We start from the raw sequence: 26,507 nt of genomic DNA, 5'->3' as shown, positions 1-26,507 counted from the left end.
GGAGGAAACGATCAGCCTTGAGAGGGTCAATCCAGTCGGATTGATTTTGCTGATCCGGAAGACAAGGAAAGTCAGGATCGATGACGGTCAAAACTATTCAACCGAACGGCTGGGCCCCGGCAAAAGGCTATGCAAACGGCATGCTGACAGAGGGCAAGACGCTCCACATCGGCGGCCAGATTGGCTGGAACAAGGACCAGGTCTTCGAAAGCCATGACTTCGTCGGCCAGATGGAGCAGACGCTCGCCAATATCGTGGCCATCGTCGAGGCCGCTGGCGGCACCGTGACCGACATTGCCCGCCTGACGTGGTTTATCACTGACAAGCGGGAATATCTCGCCCGCCAAAGGGACGTCGGCGAAGCCTATCGCCGGGTGATGGGCAGGCATTTCCCGGCCATGTCCGTGGTTGTCGTGGCCGGTCTGATCGAAGACGACGCATTGATTGAAATCGAAGCGACCGCTCAGGTCGGCTGACTCGCTGAACGCTCCTGATTGACGTATCAGCAGCCCGGCGCCTCGCGCCGGGCTTTTTGTTTGGGTCCACACCCTAAGAGGCTGGCGTCTCGCCGGGGGACGCACAGGACAATCCGGGACTGCAATGAAATAGAATCGGGAACCACCAATGCGTCTTCTCCCGGCTCCAAAACTCCCCGATCCCGGCTCGCACGTCGCCCGGACGTTAGGGCAATACTGAGATGAACAGTCTTGGTTGGAGCTGATCCTCCGTGGTGGATTTAAAAAATATCAAACAAAACAGATGCTTGAAGAGGGTGAGGCTCAGGGGAAAAACTATGTCTGACAAAGTCTTTACAATGTCAGACAAAGTGCTAACGTGACTATGAAACAAGTGGGGTCGACATCTTTCCATGCCGGAAAATGCACAACAGCCGAAACCGGAAGCGGCGTCCGGATCAGCGCGAGAGCCGCGGGATGTGCCGCGTGCTCTGATCGGCCTGATCGAGCAGGAAGGCCTCAAGGTGGGGGATCGACTACCACCGGAGCTGGAGTTGGTGCGCCGTCTCGGCTTTGGCCGGTCGACCATTCGCGAGACGCTCAAAACCTGGGAAAGCATGGGTGTCGTCAGTCGCAACAAAGGCGCCGGCACAAGGCTCATCGCGGAAATTTCAACGAACACACTGCGTGTGGCGCTGACCATCAAACATGAGGCCGATAGCCTTTTGCGCACGCAACAGGTTCGCCGGCCTCTGGAAATCGAGTCGGTGCGCATCGCAACGAGATCCGCAACGCCTGAGCAGCGGCTTATTATCAATGCCCGGGCGGCGGAACTGATGGCGGTCTACGAGGCTGGTGAGGACTGGCGCCCGGCAGACCACCGTTTTCACAACGCCATTCACGATGCGACCGGCAACCCCCTGTTCAGCCAGTTCATTGAACAGATTCAGAAAGCCTTTCACGACATTTACGATGCACCGTTCGGCAAACCGCATCTTGGTCAGGACACCATTCCGCTGCACCGCCCGCTTGCCGATGCGATCATCGCCGGCGACGAGGACAAGGCCGCGGAACTGGCCGGGATGATCATCGACATGGTCTGTGCCGAAACCCAGAAAATTTCAGAGGAACACGATGGCTGACGCTATGCCGGGTGGATATTCGATCGAGACGCTGCTGACGGCAGCTGCCGAAAGTGGAGGCGCCGTCGCTCCGCCAATCGTGCAGACGTCTCTTTTCACCTTCGAGAATTATCAGGCCTTCGAAGACCGCATGGCGGGCCGCTCGAATGAGCCGCTCTACACCCGGGTTCAAAACCCCACGGTGGCTGCGTTTGAAAAACTGATGGCGCAGGCGGAAGAAGGCGAGGCTGCAATCGGTTTTGCGTCCGGCATGGCGGCGATTTCCTCAACCATTCTTGCCTTCGTCAAGCCGGGCGACCGTATTGCCTGCATCGAACATGTCTATCCGGACGCCTACCGCCTGCTTGAGCGCATGTTGAGGCCCTTCGGTGTTGGCGTCTCCTATCACTCTGTCGAGGAGTTCCAGACAGAGCCGGATCTGCTCAAAGGGGTGAAGCTGGCTTATCTGGAAAGTCCGACGTCCATTGTCTTCCAGACGATGGATCTCGGGGTCGTCGCGTCTCACGCGAAGAAGCACGGCACCATAACGGTGGTCGACAATTCCTGGGCAACGCCGCTGTTCCAGCGTCCGTTGACCCTCGGCATCGATATCGTGCTGCATTCCGCATCCAAATATCTTTCCGGCCATTCCGATACGGTTGCCGGTGTGGTGGTGGCCAGCCGGGAGTTCATCGACAGCATCCGGGACCTGACGCTGCCGCTGCTGGGTGGCAAGCTGGCGCCTTTCGAGGCCTTTCTGTTGACGCGGGGAGTGCGCACACTTGGGCCCCGCATGCGTCAGCACCAGGCAACCGCAAATCTGTTTGTCGACCGCTTGTCGAACCACCCGCATGTCAGTGCGGTGTATTCACCCGGTCCGAATATCGTTCCCGGCCTGACCGGCCGCTCGGGCCTTTTGTCCGTGGCGCTGAACGACAACGTCGATATCCCGAACCTTGCCGACAGCCTGAAGCTGTTCCGTCTTGGCGTCAGCTGGGGCGGGTTCGAAAGCCTGATCCTGCCGACGCGGATCGGCCTCAATCAGGCGGGTGAACAGAATTCAATGCAACGCTTTGGCGTCTCCGACAGGATCGTACGCCTCAGCCTGGGGTTGGAAGACCCTGACGATCTTTGGGCCGACTTCGAAACGGCCCTGAGCAAAAGCGCCCGGACATAAGACGGCGTATTTCAAACCAAACCTGAAAGAAGCGGAGTTGAACCATGAGGGGACTGATAGGAGCAATTAGCGCATTGGCGTTTCTGGCTGGCTCGGCAGCGAGCGCGGAAACCCTGAAGCTGGTGGAAGTGATCACCAGCCCGGAGCGCACGGAAGTGCTGCAGAAGCAAGTGGACGCCTTCGAGGCTGAGAACCCGGGCACGGAAGTTGAAATCGTCTCGCTGCCTTGGGGCCAGGCCTTCGAAAAGCTGGCAACCATGGTCGCCGGTGGCGATATTCCGGACGTCGTTGAAATGCCGGACCGCTGGGCGGGCATCTACAAGGACAGGCTGGTTGACCTCAACGACAAGATCGCAAACTGGGAATATGGCGGCACGCTGACCCAGAAGACCCTGGACATGGGCCGTCAGACTGACGGCAAGACCGCCCGGATGATCCCTTACGGCTTCTATCTGCGCGCCATGTTCTACAACAAGAAGCTGCTGGCGGAAGCCGGCGTTGAAAATCCGCCGAGCACAATGGCGGAATTCATGGATGCGGCCAAGGCTGTGTCCGAGTTGGACGGAAAATACGGATATTGTCTGCGTGGCGGACCCGGTGGGCTCAACGGCTGGATCATGATGGCCGCCACCATGAACGGAGACAACACCTTCTTCGACGAAGACGGCAACAGCACGATCAACCAGCCGGGCTCCGTCGAAGGTATCCAGTTCCTGATGGACATGTACCAGAAGGGCTATGCCCCGAAAGACTCCGTCAGCTGGGGCTTCAACGAGATCGTGGCTGGCTTCTACTCGGGAACCTGCGCGTTCCTCGATCAGGACCCGGATGCGCTGATTGCGGTTTCCGAGCGTATGGCGCCGGAAGATTTTGCGGTGGTGCCGATGCCTGTCGGTCCGGCCGGAAAAGCCTTCCCGACCATCGGTTTCGCCGGTTGGGCCATCTTCGACACGACCAGCAACGAAGATCTTTCGTGGAAGCTGATCGCGCATCTGTCCAGCCCCGAGGCCAACAAGGAATGGGCAAAGCGCGTCGGTGTTATCCCGATCCATGAAGGCGCCGAGCAGGATCCGTACTTCAAGACCGAGCAGTTCAAGGGCTGGTTCGACACGCTGAACGGCGATCAGTACATCCCGACGGTCATGCCGACCTATCTGGAGCAGTTCGGCTATTTTGCGGATTCCATTGCACTTGAATCCAGTCAGGAAGCATTGCTCGGAGATCTCACCGCGCAGGAACTGGCCGACACATGGGCTGAGTTCCTGACGGCAGAGTATGGCCGCTGGAAAGCCGCGCAATGACAATGATCGACACCGCCGAGCCCGGGAAAAAGTCCCGGGCTCGGCCCTCCTTCTACTTTCGCTACATGGTGGAGCCTTATCTCTACCTGACCCCGGCAATCGTGCTGATTGCCCTGGTGATGCTGGTGCCGCTGGTCATCGGCATTTCCTACGCCTTTCAGGCCGTCAACCTGCTGCGTCCATTCCAGTCGGGCTGGGTTGGCCTTGCCAATTTCGAAGCGTTGTGGTCGGACCGGAAGTTCTGGCTTGCGATGACCAATACCTTCTGGTGGACACTCGGATCGATTTTCTTCCAGTTCTTCCTGGGTCTCGGCCTTGCAATGCTTCTGAACACCCAGTTCCACTGCAAGCGCATCGTCCAGGCGCTGGTGTTCCTGCCCTGGGCAGTCCCGACCTTCCTGTCGGCGCTCACCTGGGCCTGGCTGTTCAACCCGACCATCGGCCCACTGCCGCACTGGTTGGCTGCTCTCGGCATCTTGTCTGAGCCGTTCAACATCCTGGGCGACAAGCATCTTGCCATGTGGGGGCCTGTGACCGCCAACGTCTGGTTCGGCATTCCGTTCTTCGCCATCACGCTGCTTGCGGCGCTGCAGTCCATCCCCGGCGAGCTTTACGAGGCCGCGGAAATCGACGGCGCCACGGCCTGGCAGTCCTTTACGAAGATCACTCTGCCGTTCCTGGCACCGATGATCGCAATCACCGTCATGCTGAGGACGATCTGGATCGCGAATTTCGCCGATCTCATCTTCGTCATGACCGGCGGCGGACCTGCAAACTCCACGCAGATCCTGTCGACCTATATTTTCACAACCGCCTTCCGGAAACTCGATTTCGGCTATGCCTCCGCAATCGCGGTCGCGCTCCTCGGGCTGCTGCTGATCTATGCGGCAATCCTGCTGGTGCTGCGCCGGAAACTGGTCAAGATCTGAGGTGCTTCCAATGAGTACCCTTCGCAAAAGCTCGCCTCTGGCGGTGACGGGAAAATATCTGGCTCTTGGGTTTTACGTCGCCTTTGCGCTGTTTCCTCTCTACTGGCTCGTCAAGATCGCGATTACACCGGACAAGCTGATCTTCACGGAAGGGACGGCGCTCTTTCCGAGCGAGTTTACCTTCGAGAATTTCCAGACCGTTCTGATCGCGACGGACTTCCTGTCCTACTTCAAGAACAGCGTGATCGTGTCCGTCGGCACGGCGGCCATCACAACGGCCATAGCTGCTGCTGCCGGATACGCCTTTTCGCGCTTCGTGTTTCGCGGGAAACGCCTGATCATCGCCTTGATGCTGATCACCCAGATGTTTCCGCTGCTGATGATCATTGCGCCGATCTACAAGATCGTTGCTGCGGTTGGCCTGCTGAACTCGCTCACCAGCCTGATCATCGTCTACACGGCCTTCAACATCCCCTTCGCCACGTTCCTGATGCAGTCCTTCTTCGACGGCATTCCGAAGGATCTGGAAGAGGCCGGCATGATTGACGGGTGCACCCGCTTCGAAGCGCTCAGGAAGATCATCCTGCCGTTGACGCTGCCGGGGCTGGGCGCGACCCTTGGGTTCGTCTTCACCGCGGCGTGGAGCGAGCTGTTGTTCGCACTCATGCTGATCAACTCCAATGACACAATGACCTTCCCGGTCGGGCTTCTGACTTTCGTTTCGAAGTTCTCTGTCGATTGGGGGCAGATGATGGCGGCCGGCGTCCTCGCCCTCGTGCCGTCCTGCCTGTTCTTCATCTTCATCCAGCGCTATCTGGTCCAGGGGCTAACCTCTGGCGCCGTCAAGGGGTAGGGGACCCGGATCATGGCTCGTATCGAACTCAACAACATCGCAAAGGCCTACGGTCCCGTCGAGGTGATGCGCGATATCAACCTGACCATCGACGATGGCGAATTCATCGTGCTTGTCGGCCCGTCCGGCTGCGGCAAGTCCACGCTGCTTCGCATGATCGCCGGGCTGGAGCCGATTTCCGGCGGTGACTTCACCGTCGACGGCAAACGCATGAACGAAGTGCCACCCCGTGACCGGGATATGGCGATGGTGTTCCAGTCCTATGCGCTTTATCCGCATATGGATGTAGCCCGCAACATGGGCTTTTCGCTGGAAATCCGCAAAGCGGCCAACGAAGAACGTGTGAGCAAGGTGCAGGAAGCTGCGAGAACACTTGGCCTGAGCAAGTTGACGGAACGCCTGCCGAAGCAGCTTTCGGGCGGCCAGCGGCAGCGTGTTGCCATGGGCCGGGCCATCGTGCGTGACCCGAGCGCTTTTCTGTTCGATGAACCGCTGTCCAACCTCGATGCGGCATTGCGCGTCGAGATGCGCTTGGAGATCGCCCGGCTGCACCAGCGGCTGAAGGCAACGATGATCTATGTAACCCACGACCAGGTGGAGGCCTTGACGCTGGCCGACCGCATTGTGGTTCTGAATGCCGGCGACATCCAGCAGGTCGGCACGCCACTGGATCTTTACGAAACTCCGGCCAACAAGTTCGTTGCCCAGTTCATCGGGTCTCCGACCATGAACATTCTGGAAATCGAACCGAAGCAGGGCGGGCTTTCGCTGAAGAACGGGGCAAACCTCGGTGTTGGTCTGACAAACGCTCAGGCAGGCGCTAGGGAGTTGGGCGTCCGGCCGGAACATCTCAACATTGTTTCCCCGGAGGAGGCTCATATTTCGGGAACCGCCGAACTGGTCGAACACCTCGGGTCGGACACAAACATTCATGCCAATGTGCCCGGCATCGGTCAGGTGCTTGTGCGCGAGCACGGTCATTTCGCGCTGAAATCCGGCGACCCGGTTGGGATCGCGCTGGATCTTGAAAAGACCCACCTGTTCGATGCGGATGGTCGACGCCTGGCTGCCTGAGCGCAAGTTATCGCGACGAAAGCCAGACAGTGGATCAGCGCCGGCGTTCTTAACAAGGTGCCGGCGCAATGCTCGCGAGCAGCCGCTCAGCGCCCGGCATCACCTGTCACCTGATCGCTTTCGAAAACAGCTTCTTTTTCAACGAACACCTGACTGCAGCCCTGTTGCCTGCATGGTTTGGCATTTGCAGGTTGATCTGCGGTATCGAAATCGTTGAAAAAGAATTTCTCTATCAAAATCAAAAAGTTATGACGGATGCGTGAGGCTCGTTGACCCGGGGTTGTGTGCCGGATGACTGCTGCGACCCAGCGGACAAGACAGCCCAGGCATGGCCAGGGCTGTCTGATCAGGCGTGAAGTGTGCCGTTTTTTTCAAAAGGTCACTTCGGAAGGCGCTTTCAACCCGTTTGAGCGGGCCTCCTAAGCTTCAGAACAGTGCTTTTAAGCTGAAAATCTGGAGAAAATAATTCCAATATAATACCAATAACTGTCTCATTTGTTTGATTTAGCTGTCAAAAAATGATTTTCACGAATTTAAACTAATAGGTCGACAAGTGGTATCAAATAGGTATTATATACGTTGAGCAGGAGGGCTGATGTTCTCCAGCGCATGTTGTTCTGTATCTGGCGGTAAAACAACAACGTGAATGGCAGCGGCAATCCTCATTAGGGCAGGCCGGGTCAGGAAACGGAAGAGACTCCAACGCCGTGAGCGAACAACCTGAAACGTCCAGCAATGGATGGAACTTTTCGGAGGTGTCTTATGAAACGCAATATTCTCGCACTGGCGATGGCTAGCACCGCGCTCCTTACATCCGCAGCTTATGCAGAAGACGTCACGCTGACGATTGAAAGCTGGCGCAACGATGATCTGGCGCTTTGGCAGGAAAAGATCATTCCGGCTTTCGAAGCCTCGCATCCCGGCATCAAGCTGAAATTCACCCCGTCCGCACCGACGGAATACAATGCCGCGCTGAACTCCAAGCTCGACGCCGGCTCTGCAGGCGATCTGATCACCTGTCGCCCGTTCGATGCCTCCCTGGCGCTTTATGATGCCGGACACCTGTCTGATCTGTCCGACATGGATGCCATGGACAACTTCTCCGACGTCGCCAAGGCTGCCTGGCAGACGGACGATGGCTCGGCAAGCTTCTGCGTTCCGATGGCCGCCGTGATCCACGGTTTCATCTACAACAAGGACGCGTTTAACGAACTGGGTATCGAAGTTCCGACAACCGAGGAAGAGTTCTTCGCCGCTCTCGACAAGATCAAGGAAGACGGCACCTATATCCCGATGGCCATGGGCACCAATGACCAGTGGGAAGCGGCCACCATGGGTTACAACAACATCGGCCCGAACTACTGGAAAGGTGAAGAGGGCCGCAAGGCTCTGATCGCCGGCGAACAGAAACTCACCGACGAGCAGTGGGTTGCGCCTTACGCCACGCTGGCAAAATGGGCGCCTTACCTTGGCGACGGCTTCGAGGCACAGACCTACCCGGACAGCCAGAACCTGTTCACGCTTGGCCGTGCCGCAATCTATCCGGCTGGCAGCTGGGAAATTTCCGGCTTCAATGCGCAGGCCGATTTCGAAATGGGCGCTTTCAAGCCGCCAGTCCGCAATGCTGGTGACGAATGCTACATCTCCGACCACACGGATATCGGCATCGGCATGAACGCCAAGACCGAGCATCCCGAACAGGCCAAGGAATTCCTGGCATGGGTGGCTTCTCCGGAATTCGCCACCATCTTCGGCAATGCACTGCCGGGTTTCTTCCCGTTGTCCAAGACACCTGTCCAGCTGGAAGATCCGCTCGCGAAGGAATTCGCTAGCTGGCGCGGCGAGTGCGAAAGCACCATCCGGTCCACCTATCAGATCCTGTCTCGGGGCACGCCGAACCTGGAAAACGAAACCTGGGGTGCATCCGCGGCTGCCATCAAGGGCACGGAAACGCCAGAGGCTCTCGGCAAGAAACTGCAGGAAGGCCTGGCTAACTGGTACGAGCCGCAGAAGTAATCTGCACAAATGAAAATGGTTCCCGCGGCGGCGTTCGGATCGCCCGGGAACTCTATTCCCGGACAGGCTTCGGCTTGCCCCCGGAACGTCTGTATCCCGGAGAGGCCAGGCCTGCCCGGGGCATTTGACCGGAGCTTTTCATGAGCAGGCCTCGTTTCCGCTGGCATATCGTCGTGTTTCTGGCCCCAGCGGTCCTTGTCTACACGGCGGTGATGATCTTCCCCCTCTTCAACACGCTTCGCCTTGCGCTTTACAGCAAGATCGATCAGGAGCGTGTCTTCGTGGGGCTGCAGAATTTCACCACGCTTCTTGGCGATCCGCTCTGGTCGGATCAGTTCTGGAACGCGCTGGGAAACAATTTCTGGTTCTTCCTCATGCATATGCTGGTTCAGAACCCGATCGGCGTCGCGCTGGCGGCCATTCTCAGCCATCCGCGGCTCAGGTTCGCGGCCTTCTACCGCTCGGCGATCTTCATTCCGACGATCCTCTCCTTCGTGATTGTCGGTTTCGCCTGGAAGCTGATCCTGTCGCCGATCTGGGGCATAGCCCCCTCCATGCTGGATGCCGTTGGACTGAAATCCCTGTTCGCACCCTGGCTCGGCAAGGAAGAATACGCATTGACCACGCTGTCGCTCATTTCGGTCTGGCAGTTCGTGGGTATTCCGATGATGCTCATCTATGCCGCTCTTCTGTCCATTCCCGAAGAGATCCTGGAAGCTGGCGAGATCGACGGCATCACCGGCATGTCGGCCTTCTGGAAGATCAAGCTGCCTTTGATTCTGCCGTCCATCGGCATCATCTCGATCCTGACATTCGTCGGCAATTTCAATGCCTTCGACCTTATCTATACAACGCAGGGGGCGCTGGCCGGACCGGATTTCTCGACCGATATTCTCGGCACCTTCATGTACCGCACGTTCTTCGGGTTCCAGCTTCAGCTGGGCGATCCCTACATGGGCTCGGCAATTGCCAGCGCCATGTTCGCGATCATCCTGATCGGCGTCTGTCTCTACCTCTTCGGCATCCAGACCCGGATGCGCAGATATCAGCTGTAAGGGAGGTCGTCACATGAACAAGGCGCGTACCAATCCGCTCAACACCGCCGCCATGCACGGCGCCCTGATCCTCTACACGCTGATCGCGCTTTTCCCGGTCTTCGTGATCCTGATCAACAGCTTCAAGACCCGCAAGGCGATCTTCCGTGAACCGCTGGCGCTGCCCAGTGCCGACAGTTTCTCGATGATCGGATACCAGACGGTCATGAAGCAGGGGGATTTCTTCCTCTATTTCCAGAATTCCATGATCGTCACCGTGGTGTCGTTGACCTTCATTCTGGTTTTCGGCGCAATGGCGGCCTTTGCCCTCAGCGAATATCGCTTCAAGGGCAACATGCTGATGGGCCTCTACCTGGCGCTCGGCATCATGATCCCGATCCGGATCGGCACCGTGGCCATTCTGGAAATGATGGTTGCCACCGGCCTGGTCAACTCGCTGATGGCACTGATCCTGGTCTACACGGCACAGGGCCTGCCGCTTGCGGTCTTCATCCTGAGCGAGTTCATGCGGCAGGTATCGGACGATCTGAAGAACGCCGGACGTATCGACGGGCTTTCGGAATACACGATCTTCTTCCGCCTTGTGCTGCCTCTTGTGCGCCCGGCGATGGCGACGGTCGCAGTCTTCAACATGATCCCCATCTGGAACGATCTGTGGTTCCCGCTGATCCTGGCTCCGGCTGAGGAAACCAAGACGCTGACGCTCGGCAGCCAGGTGTTCATCGGTCAGTTCGTCACCGACTGGAACGCAGTCCTGTCCGCGCTTTCGATGGCGATCCTGCCGGTGCTGGTTCTTTACGTCATCTTCTCGCGTCAGCTCATCCGCGGCATTACCTCGGGAGCTGTCAAATGATCCGGGTTCTGATCGTCGGCCTCGGTAACATGGGGCTCTCCCATGCGCTGGCTCATCACAAGCATGAAGGCGCCGAGATCGTCGGTCTCGTCAACCGTTCCGGCCAGGTCTCCCATGCGGATCTTGCCGGCTATTTGGTCTTCACGGATTACGCCGTGGCGTTAGAAACAACCAAGCCGGATCTGGTGGTTATCTCTACCTATTCCGACACCCACGCGGATTACGCTGTCGCGGCCATGCAGGCAGGGGCCCATGTCTTTGTCGAAAAGCCGCTTGCGACAACCGTTGCCGATGCAAAGCGGGTGGTCGCCTGTGCCGCGGAAACCGGCCGCAAGCTCGTGGTCGGTTATATCCTGAGGCATCACCCCTCCTGGGTTCGCCTGATAGAGGAGGCTCGGGGGCTCGGTGGCCCTTATGTCTTCCGCATGAACCTCAATCAGCAAAGCTCGGGCGCTGAGTGGGAGACCCACAAAGCCCTGATGCAAACGACGGCGCCGATTGTCGATTGTGGCGTGCATTATGTCGATGTCTGGTGCCAGATCACCGATGCCGAACCTGTGAAAGTTCACGGCATGGGGCTGCGGCTTTCCGATGAAATCGCGCCGGACATGTACAACTACGGACAGTTTCAGGTGTTCTTCGATGATGGTTCGGTCGGCTGGTACGAAGCCGGCTGGGGCCCGATGATGTCGGAGACCGCCTTTTTCGTGAAGGATGTCGTCTCGCCAGCAGGCTCCGTCTCGATCGTCGAGGACGACAAGGGCGCCTCCGCCGATGTCGATGGCCACACAAGGGTCGGCGGGCTTCTGGTCCATCGCCCGGAAGGTGATAGGCGCATCGAACTGCCGGGCGAACCCGGCCACCAGGAGCTTTGCGACGCCGAACAGACGTTCATGCTTCGCGCGATTTCAGAAAATATCGATCTCAGCCGGCATATGCAGGATGCGGTCCGGTCGCTGGCGATTTGCCTAGCCGCCGACGAGAGCATCCGCAGCGGTCACTCAGTCATGCTAAAGGAGCTAACGCCATGAAGGCGCTAACCCTGACAAACGTCAACAAGTCATTCGGCGATGTTCATGTCTTGAAGGACATCAATCTCGAGGTGGAAGACGGCGAGTTCGTCGTTTTCGTCGGGCCGTCCGGGTGTGGCAAATCCACGTTGTTGCGCGTGATTGCGGGCCTTGAGGACGTTTCCTCCGGCGAGGTCTCCATCGGCGGGGAGATCGTGAATGCAACGCCGCCCTCCAGGCGCGGCATCGCCATGGTGTTCCAGAGCTACGCGCTTTATCCGCATCTCAACGTGCGCAACAACATGTCTCTTGCACTCAAGCAGGAAAAGCAGAGCAAGCAGGTGATCGAGGAGCGCATTGCCGAGGCGACCCGCATGCTGAACCTTGAAGACTATCTTGAGCGTTATCCGTCGGAACTCTCCGGCGGTCAGCGCCAGCGTGTCGCGATCGGCCGGGCCATCGTGCGCCATCCGAAGCTGTTCCTCTTCGATGAGCCGCTGTCCAACCTGGATGCGGCACTGCGCATGAACACAAGGCTGGAGATTGCCAACCTTCACCAGCAGCTCAAGACCTCGATGGTCTATGTGACACATGACCAGTCCGAAGCCATGACGCTGGCCGACAAGATCGTGGTCCTCCGCGCCGGGCGTGTCGAGCAGGTCGGAAGCCCGATGGAGCTTTACAACAACCCGGTCAACCAGTTCGTTGCAGGCTTCCTCGGCTCACCTGCCATGAATTTCATGCCCGCAAGCTTGATCAGTGAAGGCGATACCCGCACGCTCGGAGTGCGTCCGGAAGACCTGTTCCAGAGTGAACAGGGGCAACTCAAGGCGTCTGTACAGCATGTGGAACATCTTGGCGGCGACACCAATGTGATTGCAAAGGTGAAAGATCACCAGATCACCGCACGCCTTTTCGGCCAGCACGACATCAAGCCAGGTGCCGAGTTGAGCTTCGGCATCGCGGACGGCAAGTCGTTCTATTTCGACAAGGACGGCGCGCGGCTTCGCGTATAGGACACTTCTTTTAGAAACAACACAAAGGCCACCTGGAAGAGATCCCGGTGGCCTTTGTTTTTTAGGGGCCGTCATTCCGGACAAGTAAGGCGAAGCCGAACGCCGATCCGGAATCCAGATATATTCGTGCTGAAGGCACACCGAACCGGAATTGAAAGTGCGACGGTGTTCGCTGCGTTCACGCTGATATCCGGGTTCCGGATCGGCGCGCAACTTGTGTTGCGCTTGTCTGGAATGACGGTGGATGGGGCGGGGCTCCGCCATCAAAAAAAGCCGCCCCGGTTGCCCGGGACGGCTTTTCGTTTTCTTGCGTTCGATCCTAGCCGATCTGGGTGAGCAGCTTGTCGAGGCTGGCCTTGGCGTCGCCGTAGAACATCCGTGTGTTCTCTTTGTAGAACAGCGGGTTCTCGATGCCGGAATACCCCGTGCCCTGGCCGCGCTTGGAAACGAAGACCTGCTTCGCCTTCCAGACTTCCAGAACCGGCATGCCGGCGATCGGCGAGTTCGGGTCTTCCTGGGCTGCCGGATTGACGATGTCGTTGGAGCCGATGACGATCACGACATCCGTTGACGGGAAGTCTTCGTTGATCTCGTCCATTTCCAGAACGATGTCATATGGCACCTTGGCTTCTGCCAGAAGCACGTTCATGTGGCCGGGCAGGCGGCCTGCAACCGGGTGGATCGCGAAACGCACTTCCTTGCCCTTGGCCCGCAGACGTTTGGTCAGCTCGCTGACCGACTGCTGCGCCTGGGCCACCGCCATGCCGTAGCCCGGAACGATGATGACGCTGTCGGCGTCTTCGAGCGCCGTAACGACGCCGTCGCTGTCGATGGCGATCTGTTCGCCTTCCACTTCCATGGCCGGGCCGGTTGTGTTGCCGAAACCGCCGAGAATGACGGAGACGAACGACCGGTTCATCGCCTTGCACATGATGTAGGACAGGATCGCACCGGACGAACCAACCAGCGCGCCGACGACGATCAGGAGATCGTTACCGAGCGAGAAGCCGATGGCGGCCGCAGCCCAGCCCGAATAGGAGTTCAGCATCGACACCACCACCGGCATGTCGGCGCCGCCGATGCCCATGATCAGGTGATAACCGATGAAGAAAGCCAGCAGTGTCATCAGGATCAGCGTCCAGATGCCGGCACCGTTCAAGAACAACAGCAGCAGGATGACGCTGAGGGCTGCCGCACCGGCGTTCAGCATGTGACCGCCGGGCAGTTTTTCTGCCTTGGAGGTCACCTTGCCAGCCAGCTTGCCGAAGGCGACGACAGAGCCGGTAAAGGTGACGGCACCGATGAAGACACCAAGGAACACTTCAACCTTCAGGATCGACTGCTCGATTGGCGTCTTGTGCGCCAGGATCGCGGCAAAGCCCTCAAGCGCATGGCGCTCTTCCTCGCCCATCGCCAGTACGTTGCCGAGTTCGATGTAGGCGTTGTAGCCGACGAAGACGGCGGCCAGACCCACAAGCGAGTGCATGGCCGCGACAAGCTGGGGCATTTCGGTCATCTGGACGCGCTGCGCCACGAAATAACCGATGATACCGCCGGCAGCGATCAGGATGAGAGACAACAGCCACAGGCCCGAGCCCGGGCCGATGAGGGTGGCGACAACGGCCAGTCCCATGCCGGCAATGCCGTACCAGATCGCGCGCTTGGCGCTTTCCTGGCCGGAAAGGCCTCCCAGGGACAGGATGAACAGAACAGCCGCAACAACGTAAACGGCGGTCGTGAAACCGAATTCCATCTGCCGGCCTCCTTAGGATTTCTGGAACATGGCGAGCATGCGCCGGGTGACGAGGAAACCGCCGAAGATGTTGATCCCGGCCATGAAGACGGAGAGACCAGCCAGCAGGATGACCAGGAAGGATCCGGATCCAATCTGCATCAGCGCGCCGAGGATGATGATCGACGAAATGGCGTTGGTGACAGCCATCAAAGGGGTGTGCAGCGAGTGGCTGACATTCCAGATGACCTGGAAACCGATAAACACGGACAGCACGAAGACAATGAAGTGCTGCATGAAGCTGGCCGGGGCGATGAGGCCCACGAGCAGCAATAACAGGCCGCCGATTGCCAGCAGGGTCACCTGCTGTTTCGTTTGTGCCTTGAAGGCAGCCGCTTCCTCCGCGCGCTTTTCTTCCGGCGTCAGCTCCTTCGGCTTTTCCTTCGATTTAGCCGCGATTGCCTGAACCTTCGGCGGTGGTGGCGGGAAGGTGATCTCACCTTCATGGGTCACCGTTGCGCCACGGATGACATCGTCTTCCATGTTGTGAACGATCTGACCGTCCTTTTCAGGGGTCAGGTCAGTCAGCATGTGGCGAATGTTGGTGGCAAAGAGCGTGGAGGATTGAGCCGCCATGCGCGAAGGGAAGTCGGTGTAACCAATGATCGTGACACCGTTTTCGGTGACGACCTTCTCGTCCTTCACCGTGCCTTCCGCGTTGCCGCCGCGTTCGGCAGCGAGGTCGACAATCACCGAGCCCGGCTTCATGGCCTTGACCATGTCTTCCAGCCAAAGCTTCGGTGCGTCACGGTTTGGAATCAGCGCCGTGGTGATGACGATGTCCATCTCCGGAGCCAGTTCCCGGAATTTGGCAAGCTGGGCTTCACGGAACTCCGGAGAGGAGACGCTGGCGTAACCGCCGGTCGCGGCGCCGTCCTGCTGTTCTTCCTCAAAATCTAGGTAGACGAATTCTGCGCCCATGGATTCGACCTGTTCGGCCACTTCCGGGCGGACGTCAAACGCATAGGTGATTGCACCGAGCGATGTGGAGGTGCCAATGGCAGCAAGGCCGGCAACGCCTGCGCCGACAACCAGCACCTTCGCCGGCGGAACCTTGCCCGCAGCCGTAATCTGGCCAGTGAAAAAGCGGCCGAAATTGTTGCCTGCCTCAATCACGGCCCGGTAGCCGGCAATGTTGGCCATGGAGCTGAGAGCATCCATCTTCTGGGCGCGCGAGATGCGCGGCACCATTTCCATGGCAATGACGTTTGCACCCGATTCCTTCGCTTTTTCAAGCCCGTCGGTGTTGCCGCCCGGGTTGAAGAAGGAAATCAGGGTCTTGTCCTTGGTCAGATAGCCCAATTCCTTGTCGTTCGGCGGCCGGACCTTGGTCACGATGTCCGACTTTTTCCAAAGGTTGGCGGCTGTCTTGACGATTTCGACGCCGGCTTCTTCATAAGCCTGGTCGGAAAATCCGGCGGCAGTTCCAGCTCCGCTTTGCACAAGGCAGGTGAAGCCGAGCTTCTGCAACTGCTTAGCGGAGTCCGGTGTCATCGCCACACGGTTTTCCCCGGGGAAGGTTTCCTTTGGTGCGCCTATCGTTAGGGCTTCTGGCATACGTCTCTCCAGCAAGTGTCGAGGAAATGGCCCGTGGAGGGGTCAAGTTGGCCGGTTCGGCGAACAAGCTGCCCCCATGCGCCCTGTCCCTCACAAACGTCCTGAGATTTAGAAACGAAAATTTTACTTATGACAAGGTGTCTTCCGACTGAATTTGGCGGGTATTGCCGCAACGCACAATCAGAGCTGCGTGATATAAATTTAACGGGGTTTACAAAACAAGGGTATTGGAAACTATGAGAAAGGACATTCCGAAACCGGAATACTCAAAAATGGCCCGGAAATAGTGAATTTTCCCGGCCGCCTAAAATATCCGGCCTCATTGATCCAAGACTGATCGTGTAAAAAATTGGAGCAGCGGTTCCTGAAAACAGAACCGCTGCCAAATAAAATTTATTCTGCGGCCGGGTCCAGAGCGGCCTTTGCATCCAGATCAGCGGAATCGTGACGCTCTGGAAGCTGCTCGTGATCTTCGCCCCAGGTCCGATTCACCTTGCGTCCACGGACAACCGCCGGACGTGCATCGATCTTCTCGGCCCAGGCCAGAAGGTTCTTGTATTCGTGAACAGACAGGAATTCGGCTGCATCATAGGCGCGGCCAAGGACCATTCCGCCATACCAGGGGAAGATCGCCATGTCGGCGATGGTGTAGTCGTCGCCCGCAATGTAGGGGCGTTCGGCCAGCGCCTTGTCGAGAACGTCGAGCTGCCGCTTGGCTTCCATGGCAAAACGGTCGATGGGATACTGATACTTTTCCGGCGCATAAGCATAAAAGTGGCCGAAACCGCCGCCGAGATAGGGAGCTGACCCCATCTGCCAGAACAGCCAGTTCAGCGTTTCGGTGCGTTTGGCAGGATCCTCGGGCAGGAATTCACCGAACTTCTCTGCTAGATACAGCAGAATGGAGCCGGATTCGAACACCCGGGTGGGGGTGTCGGTCGAGTGGTCGACCAGCGCCGGGATCTTGGAATTGGGGTTGGCTTCAACGAAGCCGCTGGAGAACTGATCGCCATCGTTGATCTTGATCAGCCAGGCATCATATTCAGCGCCTTTGTGGCCGAGCGCGAGCAGCTCTTCGAGCATCACCGTCACCTTGACGCCATTCGGGGTCGCCAGGGAGTAAAGCTGAAGCGGGTGCTTGCCGACGGGCCGTTCCTTTTCATGGGTCGCACCTGAAACAGGCCGGTTGATACTGGCAAACTGGCCGCCGCTTGGCTGTTCCCAGGTCCAGACTTTAGGCGGGGTGTAGGTCGGGTCACTCATGAGGCAAGTCTCCGGAACGGGTCGTGCGGTAAACGGATGATAAGAACAGAGCAATGGACAACGTGATCCATCGCAATCTTACGATTAGATAGGCGGTCATGGCAGGATTGCCTAGGGTTGATTTTAGGACAAGGGCAAATAATTGCGCCGGCGCGGGCATCTTGAAAATCCCGTTGCAGTTGAAGGCGAGATTGAAGTTTGGCGTTCTATGTATTCTCAAGAAGTTGGAATGCGTTTTCGCCATCGACCCGTGCTCGTATTTCAGGCATTCTTTTGGAATTGCACTCGGAATGGCCGCTTGTCCGGTAGAAGATCATCGGCAAAATCCGGGTACAAAGCGCATGAGAAGCAGCATTGGAGACGTATTCGGGAGGTCGGCAAAAACAAGAAAATGAATGCGGACATCCCGTCTTGAATGTCATCACGTTGAGGGAGGACGACATGAATTTGAGGCCCGATCCGAGTTTTTATCCGACGCCACGCATGGCGATGGAAGCGCCAGTTGAAAAACTGGCATTCACACTGATGCTCAGTCCCGATTTCTCACAGCCCGACGGCCTTGCCGTCGTCAATGTCGATCCGGAAAGCCCGGACTACGGCAAGATCGTGCATTCCGTCTTCATGCCGAACAAGGGCGACGAATTCCACCATTTCGGCTGGAACGCCTGTTCATCGGCCCTGTCACCCTTGACGGGCCACGCCTTTCTGGAACGCCGCTATCTGATCATTCCGGGCATCCGGTCGTCGCGAATTTACATTATCGATGTGAAAGAGCCGCTGCAGGCGAAGATTCACAAGATCATCGAACCGGAAGAACTCTTTGCAAAGACAGGCTATTCCCGCCCCCACACGATCCATTGCGGACCGGAGGGCATATATGTCTCGACCCTTGGCGGCGGTGGCGCTGACGGCACCGACGGGCCTCCTGGCATCTTCATCATGGACTGCGAGACCTTCGACATTCTCGGCCGATACGAAATGGATCGCGGCGTCCAGGACAAACATTATGATTTCTGGTGGAACCTGCCGCGAGACTACATGGTGTCATCCGAATGGGGGCTGCCGCCGCAATTCGAAAACGGTCTCGTCGCGGAAGATCTTCTGTCCAACAAATACGGCCACAGCCTGCATTTCTGGGATCTGCGCGGACGGAAAAACATACAGACCATCGATCTGGGCGAAAACCATCAGATGGCCCTTGAAGTTCGCCCTGCCCACGATCCCGCAAAACAATACGGCTTTTGCGGCGTTGTCGTTGACACCACCAACCTGCAAGGCGCGATCTTCACCTGGTGGCGCAAGGACGACGGCACGTTTGAAGCCAAGAAAACCATCACCATTGACCCACAACCGGCCGACCCCGCGGACCTGCCGGAACTGCTGAAGGGGTTTTCCGCCGTTCCGCCTCTGGTAACCGACATCGATCTCAGCCTCGACGACAAGTATCTCTATGTTGCCTGCTGGGGCACGGGCGAGATGCATCAGTATGATGTCTCAGACCCGATGAAGCCGGTGCTCGCGGGCAAGGTCGAGATCGGTGGAATTGTAAAAAAGACCAAACATCCGAACGGCAAGACTTTCGGCTACGGCCCTCAAATGGTCGAGATCAGCCGCGACGGCCAGCGGGTCTATTGGACAAATTCGCTTTATTCCACGTGGGACGATCAGTTCTATCCCGGAGAGGGCGGGGCGGCGATGGTGATGGCCCGGGCGGCAACCGGAGGCGGCTTGACGCTCGATCCGGATTTCTGGGTCGACTTTCCAAAGGGCTACCGGTCGCACCAGATCCGGCTCGAGGGCGGCGACTGCTCGACCGACAGTTTCTGCTTTCCGTCGGTCTAGGTTTTGGAAGAGGCAAATGTGACGGCTCTTTGGTGGGCCGTCATCGCATCGGGGCTTTATCACGGCCTGAACCCGGGCATGGGGTGGCCCCTGGCTGTGTCGGCCGCCTTGATGGAGCAGCGTGCGCTGGCCCTGCCGCGTGCGCTGATCCTGCTGGCGGCCGGACATCTGGCGGCGATGCTGGTTGTTCTGTTGCCCTTTTCGGCGATGGTCACGCTGGTGAACCTGGAGCGGGAAATCCGCATTGGCGCCGCTTGTCTGGTGATCGGCATGGGGCTTTACCTGCTGATCACCGATCGCCATCCGCGATTTCTGGCCAGGATCTCACCGGCAAAGCTCGGCCTCTGGTCCTTTCTGGTGGCAATCGCCCATGGGGCGGGGCTGATGCTCGTGCCGATCTATCTGGGTATCTGCGCGATGGAGCAGGAGGCGGGCCACGCGGCGGCTGGCACGCTCATGGGGGCGGATGTGAGGATGGCGTTGCTGGTCGCAGCGGTTCACACGCTCGCCATGGCATTGGCCGGCGGTGGTCTTGCAATCGGTGTCTATTGCTGGCTGGGCTTAAGGTTTTTGCAAAAGGCGTGGTTCAACCTGGACCGCGTCTGGGCGTCCAGCCTTGTTCTCGTCGGTGTGTTCGCCCTTTTCCTGGCGCTTCGCAGCTGAGCCGATAGGTCCATACGCTAAACCAGCAGATGTGCCTCGAACGGAAACCGGGACAGGGTCTCTATGCCGGTTTCGGTGATCAAGACCTGCTGTTCCAGCTTCACGCCTTCCTTCGCCCCCTCCGCGCCAATGAAGCTTTCAACGCAAAGCGTCATGCCTGGCTCCACGATACCGTCATAGCCGGCATCCGGAAAATCGCCGTGGTGATAGAGATAAGGGTATTCGCCGGTCATGCCGCAGCCATGGGCGGACAGGTAGTAACGGTGGGCATAGTAGCGCTCGGGGATGTTCCACGCCCGGTCGGCATAATCACGAAAGCTCATGCCGGGCTTGAGAATGCCCATGTTGTGGTGAACCTGCTCATAGGCAACCTTGTAAAGCTCGCGCTGGGTGTCTGTCGGCCGATCCGGGCCGGAATGGAAGGTGCGGGAAAAGTCTGCGTAGTAACCGTGGCAGCCGACGACATCCGTATCGAGGGCGATCAGCTCGTTCTCTCCAATGACATTGTCCGATGTTTCCTGGAACCACGGATTGGTGCGGGCTCCCGCGTTCAGGAGCCGCGTTTCGACGTAGTCGCCGTTCTGCTCGATGATCGACTTGTGCAGCACTGACCAGAGTTCGGCCTCCGTGAGCCCCGGGCGGATGGCCTCGCGCAGCTTGCCGACGCCAATCTCCGTTGCGCGCAAGGAGGCAATCACGCATTTCATTTCTTCCGGTGACTTGATCGCGCGCGCCATTTCCACGGGCTGCTGGGCATCAACCACATTGAGACCGGCCTCTTTCAGCGCGATGGCTGTGCCCGCATTCAGCCGTTCCAGCCCCACTGTGGCATCCTTCAGACCCGTCAACTCATGGATCGTATCCGCCATCTCCGCGGCCCAGACGCGCTCACGTTCAGCAATATGAGGCCCTGCGGCAACGAAACTTGCGGTCTTCGAAGGACGGACCTCATCGACGGTTTCATACCCTTCGCCAAGATGAAGACAGCCGGTGAACTCGAACAAAATGGCGCGGTTCTGGGTCAAAAGCAGGTAACGCGACGGCGCATTACGCATGGAAAACACCTGCATGTTCCGCGTACCGGTCGCATAGCGGATGTTGACCGGATCGGACAGGATCACCGCGTCGACGCCATATTCGGCCATCTTCTGACGGACACGTTGCTGCCGGTATGTGCGAACGGCCACAAGGTCTATGCCGTCCACCTCGGGTGCCCGGTCGAGCTGTGCCAGACCCTGAAGGTCGCTGCGCTCCGCGTGCCAGTCCAGTTCCGCCATCTGTCATCGTCTCCAGTTCAACTGACCGGAATATCGAACGGTCGATGTCGCTTTAAAAGGTTGGAAAAATTCGGGGCGTTAGATAACTTCTGGTAATGCAAGCCTATCGCAAGTCCCTTCCGCCGCTCGACACGCTGGTCTTCTTCGAAGCCGCCATGCGTCATCTGAATTTCACAGAGGCCGCCGAAGAACTCTTCGTGACCCAGGCCGCCGTTTCCAAACGCATCCGGCAGCTGGAAGAGTGGCTGGGCGTTGACCTGTTCGAGCGGTCCGGCCGAAGGCTTCAGCCAACGGAAGCTGGGACATACCTTGCCGAGAAGACAGGCATGACGCTGGACTATCTGACACAGGCGCTGAGCGCGCTGAAAGTGCCGGAGAGGCCCGTCGTGCGGATTGCGTCCGTGACAGCACTTGCTGCCTTCTGGCTTCAGCCGAAGCTGAAGGACTTTGCGCTTTCCGAAGAGGCCTGTCTGTTCAATCTGGCAACGGCAGACGACCTGGGGGACCTCCTCAAACCGGAGCACGACCTTGTCATCCTGCATGGCGACGGCCGGTTTCCGGGCTGGCAGTCGGAACTGCTGTTTCAGGAGGTTCTGACCCCGGTCGGGACGCCGGAGGTTATCGAGCATGTGCTGCACGGCGGGAACGGACTATCGCCATCACTTCTCAATTACCCGCGTCTGGCGCCAAACTGGATCGACTGGCCGGGCTGGATCCAGCGAACCGGGAGAACGGAACTCAAGAATTGGCCTGTTCACATATGTGCTAGCTACAACCAGTCCATCGGGCGCGCCTTGAAGGGGCAGGGGCTCGCGCTCGGCGCCTTGCCGTTGTTGCAGGAGGAGATTTCCTCAAGCCGCCTCGTGCCACTGGACAGCGCCACGCTCAAGACGGGGATGGGCTATTTCATTGCCTGGCCGAACATGCGGCCGCTCGGCGTGGAAGCCGAGCGGATGAAAGACGCACTTCTTTCAGTCGGCTGATACCCTAGTCGCGCACAACATAGACCGAGCACTTGGAGTGACGCACGACCCGGGCCGCATTGGGCCCGAGCAGGAATTCGCTCAAATGCGGCTGGTGGGAACCGATGACGATCAGGTCCGCCCCAGTCTTTTTTGCCGCTTCCAGGATTTCCTCGTAGATCGAGCCGGTAGCGACCAGATGACGGATTTCGCTGTTTCTTTCCGCCCCCAGAATGCTCGAGACTTTCTCGACCAGTTTTTTCTGGGTTTCCGCCACCATCTGGCCCTGGAAGTTCTCATCGAAGTAGGAGGCGACAAGATTGATGCCCGCGCTCGGAACAACGGTGATCACATCGAGCTGGGCATCGTCCAGACGGGCAAGCTTGTCAGCCGTCTGCAACACCATGGTGTCGTTTTCGTGCTGAACATCGAGGGCGCACAGGATGGATTTCGTCATGCCGCTGCTCCTTCTTCACGGGTGGTCCGGCCTGCACGGGCGCGTTGGAGGAGGAAGATGATGGCGAGAAACAGCAGCCCCGGAATATAGATCAGTTCCTTCGGCCACTGATCGGCCTCGAGCCGGGCTTCCTTCACGATCACCGGTTCGTCACCATAGAAGTCGAAGGTGCCAAGCTGCTCGAAGTAGGGCGTTCCCGGGAAGGGTTCATCCAGCTTCAGAACGCCGTCTTCCTCGATGGTCGTCAGGCCAAGCGCCTGCAACCTCGCTTCTCCGCCGTCTTCGCTTCCGGGCGTGATCGCGATGCGCGTTTCCATCGTCTTGCCGGTATCGAAGTCCGGGCCGCTCAGCACCAGTCGGATTTCGCTTCCTGCCGGCGCATCGCCAACCGCCTGGACGAAATGGTCCGGAGAGACGATCTCGAACGGAGGCTGGATCCGGTTCATGAAGAAATCCGGACGGAACAGAATGAAGGCAACCAGCACCAGGGCGACGCTTTCGTAGATCCTGTTCTTGGTCAGGAAGTAGCCCATCGTGCCGGCGGTAAACACCAGGATCGCTATCGTCGCCATGATGAAGACGAGTATGCCCTGGGTGACCGTGACGTCGATCAGGAGAAGATCGGTGTTGAAGATGAAGACGAAGGGCAGGGCGACGGTCCGCAGGGAATAGAAGAATGCGGTGAACCCCGTCTTGATCGCATCGCCCCCCGACACCGCTGCCGCGGCAAAGGAGGCTAGCCCCACGGGTGGCGTCACATCCGCCATGATGCCGAAGTAAAAGACGAACAGGTGGACGGCGATCAGCGGCACGATCAGTCCGGATTGCGCGCCGAGTTCGACCACCACACCGGCCATCAGGGAAGACACGACGATGTAGTTGGCTGTTGTCGGCAGCCCCATGCCCAGCACGAGTGACAGGATGCCGACGAAGATCAGCATCAGCACAAGATTGCCGCCTGAGACGAACTCGACGAGATCCGCCATCACCTGGCCGATACCGGTCAGTGTGACCGTGCCGACGATGATGCCGGCGGTCGCGGTGGCAAGACCAATGCCGATCATGTTGCGCGCACCGTCGATCATGCCGTGACCGAGGTCGACGACACCTGCCTTGAAGGCTTCGACGGTCTCGCTTTCACCGCGGAAGATCGCCTTGATGGGGCGCTGTGTCAGAAGGATCGCAAAAAGCAGTGCCGTTGCCCAGAAGGCGGAAAGCCCCGGCGACTTCTGCTCGATCATCAGGAAGTAGACCAGAACGACGATCGGCAGCAGGTAGTAAAGGCCTGCCTTGTAGATCTGCGAAATATCCGGAAGCGTGATTTCTTTTGCGTTGGGATCATCCGGATGAAGATCGTCGACGCTTGCGGCCAGTTTCAGAAGGGCGAGATAGGCAACGAAAACCAGCAGAGCAAGAACCCAGGATGCGCCTTCCGGCACAAGGGCGACAACCCAGCCGACCGGATATTGCACGCTGTAGCAAAGCGCTGCAAAGGCGGCGAAGAAGACGAACATGCCGATGATCGTGCGCAGGGTTGAGACGGACTTGTGCCCGATGGTGGGCATGTTCCGCTTAACGGCTTCCAGGTGCACGATATAGACGAGCGCGATGTAGGAAATCACGGCCGGCAGGAAGGCGTGGGTGATCACGTCGACATAGGAAATGCCGACGTATTCGACCATCAGAAAGGCGGCGGCTCCCATCACCGGAGGCATGATCTGACCGTTCACCGAAGAGGCAACCTCGACGGAGCCTGCCTGCTCGGACGTGAAGCCGACCCGTTTCATCAGCGGAATGGTGAATGTGCCCGTTGTGACAACGTTGGCGATGGACGAGCCGGAAATGAGGCCGGTGGCCGCAGAGCCGACGACGGCTGCCTTTGCCGGGCCGCCCTTCAGGTGGCCAAGCGCACCGAAGGCCATCTTGATGAAGTAGTTGCCCGCACCGGCCTTGTCCAGCAAGGCGCCAAAAAGCACGAACAGGAAGACGAACTTGGTGGATACACCGAGTGCGATGCCGAAAACGCCTTCCGAAGTGATCCACATGTGGCTCATCGCCTTTTGCAGCGAAGCGCCCTTCCAGCGGATGACCTCCGGAACCCATTCGGAAGAGCCGAAGAAGACGTAGAGCAGGAAAACGGTTGCGACGATGGCCATGGCCGGGCCTAGCGCACGGCGCGCGGCTTCAAACAGAACGACGATGCCGGCGAGCGCGAACCACTTGTCCATGTTGTCCGCAAGCCCGCCATTGGCAACGATCTTTTCGTAGAAGAAGAAACCGTAGAGCGAAATGAAGGCGCCGAAAATTGCCAGAACCCAATCCTGAATCGGGACGCGATGTCTCGGGCTGCTTGTAAGCGCCGGATAGGCCATGAAAGCCAGGAACATCGCGAAGGCCAGGTGAAACTGACGGCTGTTGTTGATGATGTCGGACGGCAGCACGTAATAGACGATGGGGGAGGCAAGCAGAACCTGGAAACAGGACCAGATCAGTGCAACGCCGGCGATCAGCAGCCCGACGGATCCCGCAGGGTTTCTGGACCCGGAATCGGAGGACGCTACGAGTTCCTGAAGTTCTTCTTCGGATAGTCCCTGTCGTTGGTCCCGTCCGTTCGGCTGGTTCTGCTCAGACATGAAGTTCCCCCCGGTCTTCCGGCTGAAGCGCAACGGATGTGTTGCGCGAGGCTGGCACCCGAAAACCACGCAGGCCGTGGCATCTGTCAATTGATATATGAAATGCCTTGGCCCGCCTGTCGGTCAATGGGCCGCAGCTGAGAAACGGGCCCGGATAATGACCGGGCCCGCATTGAATGAAGGGCTTAGTTGATCCAGCCCTGTTCCTTGTAGTACTTCGCAGCGCCCGGATGCAGCGGTGCGGACAGACCGTCCTTCACCATTTCTTCCGGCGTCAGGTTGGCAAACGCAGGATGCAGTTTCTTGAAGGCATCGAAGTTCTCGAAGACCGACTTGACCAGCGTATAGACGACTTCATCGTCAACCTTCGCAGAGGTGATGAAGGTCGCGCCGACGCCGAACGTGGTGACGTCCTCATCATTGCCGCGGTACATGCCGCCAGGGATGGTGGCCTTGCGGTAGTAGCTGTTGTCGTCGATCAGCTTGTCGACGACCGGGCCGTCAACGGTCACGAGCTTGGAATCGCATGCGGTGGTGGCTTCCTGAATGGAGCCGGACGGGTGGCCAACCGTGTAGACCATTGCGTCGATCTGATTGTCGCAAAGGGCGGCAGACTGTTCCGCGGCCTTCAGCTCGGTTGCCTGCGCGAAGTCGTCGGCGGTCCAGCCCATGGCCTCCATCAGAACTTCCATGGTGCCGCGCTGACCGGAACCCGGATTGCCGATGTTGACGCGCTTGCCTTTCAGGTCCTCGAAGGTCTTGATGCCGCTATCGGCGCGGGCAACGACGGTGAACGGCTCGGGATGTACGGAAAAGACGGCGCGCAGGTCTTCAAACGGGCCTTTGTCCTCGAACTTCGAGGTGCCGTTATAGGCGTGGTACTGCCAATCGGACTGGGCAACACCGAATTCCAATTCGCCTGCGCGAACCGTGTTGATGTTGTAGACGGACCCGCCGGTGGATTCCACGGAGCAGCGGATACCGTGATCCTTCCGGCCCTTGTTGACCAGTCTGCAGATGGCGCCGCCTGTCGGATAATAGACGCCAGTCACACCACCGGTGCCGATGGTGATGAATTGCTCTGCAGAGGCTGCGCCGGAGAATGCGATGCTGGTCGCCAGAACGGCGCCCGCAAGGTTCAGTTTCATCATCATTTGACTTGGCTTCCCTTTGTTTCGTTTCTTATGTCCGGCATGGCGAT

23 protein-coding genes are annotated in these 26,507 nt (G+C 58.5%); 16 read left to right on the top strand and 7 right to left on the bottom strand.

From position 1 onward, the window contains the following. Positions 1 to 80: 80 nt before the first annotated feature. The 13 genes from AC2A6O_RS03400 to AC2A6O_RS03340 all read left to right on the top strand — a co-directional run bounded on the left by AC2A6O_RS03400 (position 81) and on the right by AC2A6O_RS03340 (position 12,860). Positions 81 to 476: a RidA family protein gene (locus AC2A6O_RS03400; protein WP_498925725.1), complete on the top strand. Its 396-nt coding sequence runs from the start codon at positions 81 to 83 to the stop codon at positions 474 to 476. A 392-nt stretch (positions 477 to 868) separates the two neighbouring features. Then, on the top strand, positions 869 to 1,597 hold the full coding sequence (locus AC2A6O_RS03395) for a FadR/GntR family transcriptional regulator (RefSeq protein ID WP_148584420.1): 729 nt from the start codon (positions 869 to 871) through the stop codon (positions 1,595 to 1,597). Next, positions 1,590 to 2,753, top strand: coding sequence for an aminotransferase class I/II-fold pyridoxal phosphate-dependent enzyme (locus AC2A6O_RS03390; protein WP_286192631.1), 1,164 nt, complete (start codon positions 1,590 to 1,592; stop codon positions 2,751 to 2,753). The genes AC2A6O_RS03395 and AC2A6O_RS03390 overlap by 8 nt, the downstream gene beginning before the upstream one ends. 44 nt (positions 2,754 to 2,797) lie before the next feature. Further along, complete coding sequence (locus AC2A6O_RS03385) at positions 2,798 to 4,054, top strand: ABC transporter substrate-binding protein (RefSeq protein ID WP_148584419.1); 1,257 nt, start codon at positions 2,798 to 2,800, stop codon at positions 4,052 to 4,054. After that, positions 4,051 to 4,983, top strand: coding sequence for a carbohydrate ABC transporter permease (locus tag AC2A6O_RS03380; protein ID WP_498925723.1), 933 nt, complete (start codon positions 4,051 to 4,053; stop codon positions 4,981 to 4,983). The genes AC2A6O_RS03385 and AC2A6O_RS03380 overlap by 4 nt, the downstream gene beginning before the upstream one ends. Before the next feature lie 10 nt (positions 4,984 to 4,993). Next, a complete protein-coding gene (locus tag AC2A6O_RS03375) occupies positions 4,994 to 5,836 on the top strand; it encodes a carbohydrate ABC transporter permease (protein ID WP_498925722.1) in 843 nt (280 codons plus the stop codon). Positions 5,837 to 5,848: 12 nt separating this feature from the next. After that, positions 5,849 to 6,910, top strand: coding sequence for an ABC transporter ATP-binding protein (locus AC2A6O_RS03370; RefSeq protein ID WP_148584417.1), 1,062 nt, complete (start codon positions 5,849 to 5,851; stop codon positions 6,908 to 6,910). A gap of 68 nt (positions 6,911 to 6,978) precedes the next feature. Next, positions 6,979 to 7,173: a hypothetical protein gene (locus AC2A6O_RS03365; RefSeq protein WP_498925721.1), complete on the top strand. Its 195-nt coding sequence runs from the start codon at positions 6,979 to 6,981 to the stop codon at positions 7,171 to 7,173. A 499-nt stretch (positions 7,174 to 7,672) separates the two neighbouring features. Beyond that, positions 7,673 to 8,926 (top strand): ABC transporter substrate-binding protein, encoded by a 1,254-nt coding sequence (locus AC2A6O_RS03360; RefSeq protein WP_498925719.1) that lies wholly within the window; start codon positions 7,673 to 7,675, stop codon positions 8,924 to 8,926. Positions 8,927 to 9,066: 140 nt separating this feature from the next. Then, entirely contained in the window at positions 9,067 to 9,981 is a 915-nt protein-coding gene (locus AC2A6O_RS03355; RefSeq protein ID WP_148584415.1) for a carbohydrate ABC transporter permease, read from the top strand. Positions 9,982 to 9,994: 13 nt separating this feature from the next. Continuing rightward, positions 9,995 to 10,834 carry a carbohydrate ABC transporter permease gene (locus tag AC2A6O_RS03350; protein ID WP_148584414.1) on the top strand — a complete coding sequence of 280 codons (840 nt, stop codon included), beginning with the start codon at positions 9,995 to 9,997 and terminating at the stop codon, positions 10,832 to 10,834. After that, the gene (locus tag AC2A6O_RS03345; protein ID WP_498925718.1) at positions 10,831 to 11,865 is read left to right on the top strand and encodes a Gfo/Idh/MocA family protein; all 1,035 of its coding nucleotides are present in this window, start codon (positions 10,831 to 10,833) and stop codon (positions 11,863 to 11,865) included. The genes AC2A6O_RS03350 and AC2A6O_RS03345 overlap by 4 nt, the downstream gene beginning before the upstream one ends. Next, complete coding sequence (locus AC2A6O_RS03340; protein ID WP_498925717.1) at positions 11,862 to 12,860, top strand: ABC transporter ATP-binding protein; 999 nt, start codon at positions 11,862 to 11,864, stop codon at positions 12,858 to 12,860. Before AC2A6O_RS03345 ends, AC2A6O_RS03340 begins: the two co-directional genes overlap by 4 nt. A gap of 319 nt (positions 12,861 to 13,179) precedes the next feature. On the opposite strand, the gene AC2A6O_RS03335 is transcribed toward AC2A6O_RS03340, so the two are convergent. The 3 genes from AC2A6O_RS03335 to yghU form a co-directional block, all read right to left on the bottom strand. After that, on the bottom strand, positions 13,180 to 14,613 hold the full coding sequence (locus AC2A6O_RS03335) for an NAD(P)(+) transhydrogenase (Re/Si-specific) subunit beta (protein WP_148584411.1): 1,434 nt from the start codon (positions 14,611 to 14,613) through the stop codon (positions 13,180 to 13,182). Between the two features lie 12 nt (positions 14,614 to 14,625). Continuing rightward, on the bottom strand, positions 14,626 to 16,209 hold the full coding sequence (locus tag AC2A6O_RS03330) for a Re/Si-specific NAD(P)(+) transhydrogenase subunit alpha (RefSeq protein WP_498925716.1): 1,584 nt from the start codon (positions 16,207 to 16,209) through the stop codon (positions 14,626 to 14,628). Positions 16,210 to 16,602: 393 nt separating this feature from the next. Continuing rightward, a complete protein-coding gene (gene yghU / locus AC2A6O_RS03325; protein WP_498925715.1) occupies positions 16,603 to 17,472 on the bottom strand; it encodes a glutathione-dependent disulfide-bond oxidoreductase in 870 nt (289 codons plus the stop codon). Positions 17,473 to 17,913: 441 nt separating this feature from the next. Between yghU and AC2A6O_RS03320 the strand changes: the two genes are divergently transcribed. Next, a complete protein-coding gene (locus AC2A6O_RS03320) occupies positions 17,914 to 19,314 on the top strand; it encodes a selenium-binding protein SBP56-related protein (RefSeq protein ID WP_498925714.1) in 1,401 nt (466 codons plus the stop codon). Between the two features lie 78 nt (positions 19,315 to 19,392). Beyond that, positions 19,393 to 19,977, top strand: a complete 585-nt coding sequence (locus AC2A6O_RS03315; protein ID WP_498925916.1) for a hypothetical protein — start codon at positions 19,393 to 19,395, stop codon at positions 19,975 to 19,977. A 17-nt stretch (positions 19,978 to 19,994) separates the two neighbouring features. Here the strand turns inward: AC2A6O_RS03315 and AC2A6O_RS03310 are convergent, their stop codons facing one another. Then, positions 19,995 to 21,254 carry a M24 family metallopeptidase gene (locus tag AC2A6O_RS03310; protein ID WP_498925713.1) on the bottom strand — a complete coding sequence of 420 codons (1,260 nt, stop codon included), beginning with the start codon at positions 21,252 to 21,254 and terminating at the stop codon, positions 19,995 to 19,997. 95 nt (positions 21,255 to 21,349) lie between these two features. Between AC2A6O_RS03310 and AC2A6O_RS03305 the strand changes: the two genes are divergently transcribed. Beyond that, entirely contained in the window at positions 21,350 to 22,237 is an 888-nt protein-coding gene (locus AC2A6O_RS03305) for a LysR family transcriptional regulator (protein WP_498925712.1), read from the top strand. 4 nt (positions 22,238 to 22,241) lie between these two features. Here the strand turns inward: AC2A6O_RS03305 and AC2A6O_RS03300 are convergent, their stop codons facing one another. From AC2A6O_RS03300 to AC2A6O_RS03290, 3 genes are all read right to left on the bottom strand, one after another. After that, entirely contained in the window at positions 22,242 to 22,673 is a 432-nt protein-coding gene (locus tag AC2A6O_RS03300) for a universal stress protein (protein ID WP_498925711.1), read from the bottom strand. Beyond that, positions 22,670 to 25,306: a TRAP transporter permease gene (locus AC2A6O_RS03295; protein WP_498925710.1), complete on the bottom strand. Its 2,637-nt coding sequence runs from the start codon at positions 25,304 to 25,306 to the stop codon at positions 22,670 to 22,672. The genes AC2A6O_RS03300 and AC2A6O_RS03295 overlap by 4 nt, the downstream gene beginning before the upstream one ends. Positions 25,307 to 25,491: 185 nt before the next feature. Continuing rightward, positions 25,492 to 26,454: a TAXI family TRAP transporter solute-binding subunit gene (locus AC2A6O_RS03290; RefSeq protein ID WP_498925915.1), complete on the bottom strand. Its 963-nt coding sequence runs from the start codon at positions 26,452 to 26,454 to the stop codon at positions 25,492 to 25,494. Positions 26,455 to 26,507 lie beyond the last annotated feature (53 nt).

The sequence above is a fragment of the Labrenzia sp. ATLA3 genome (genome assembly GCF_057180185.1).
Note: the sequence above shows the minus strand (reverse complement) of the source record. Positions and strands in the feature narration are given on the sequence as shown.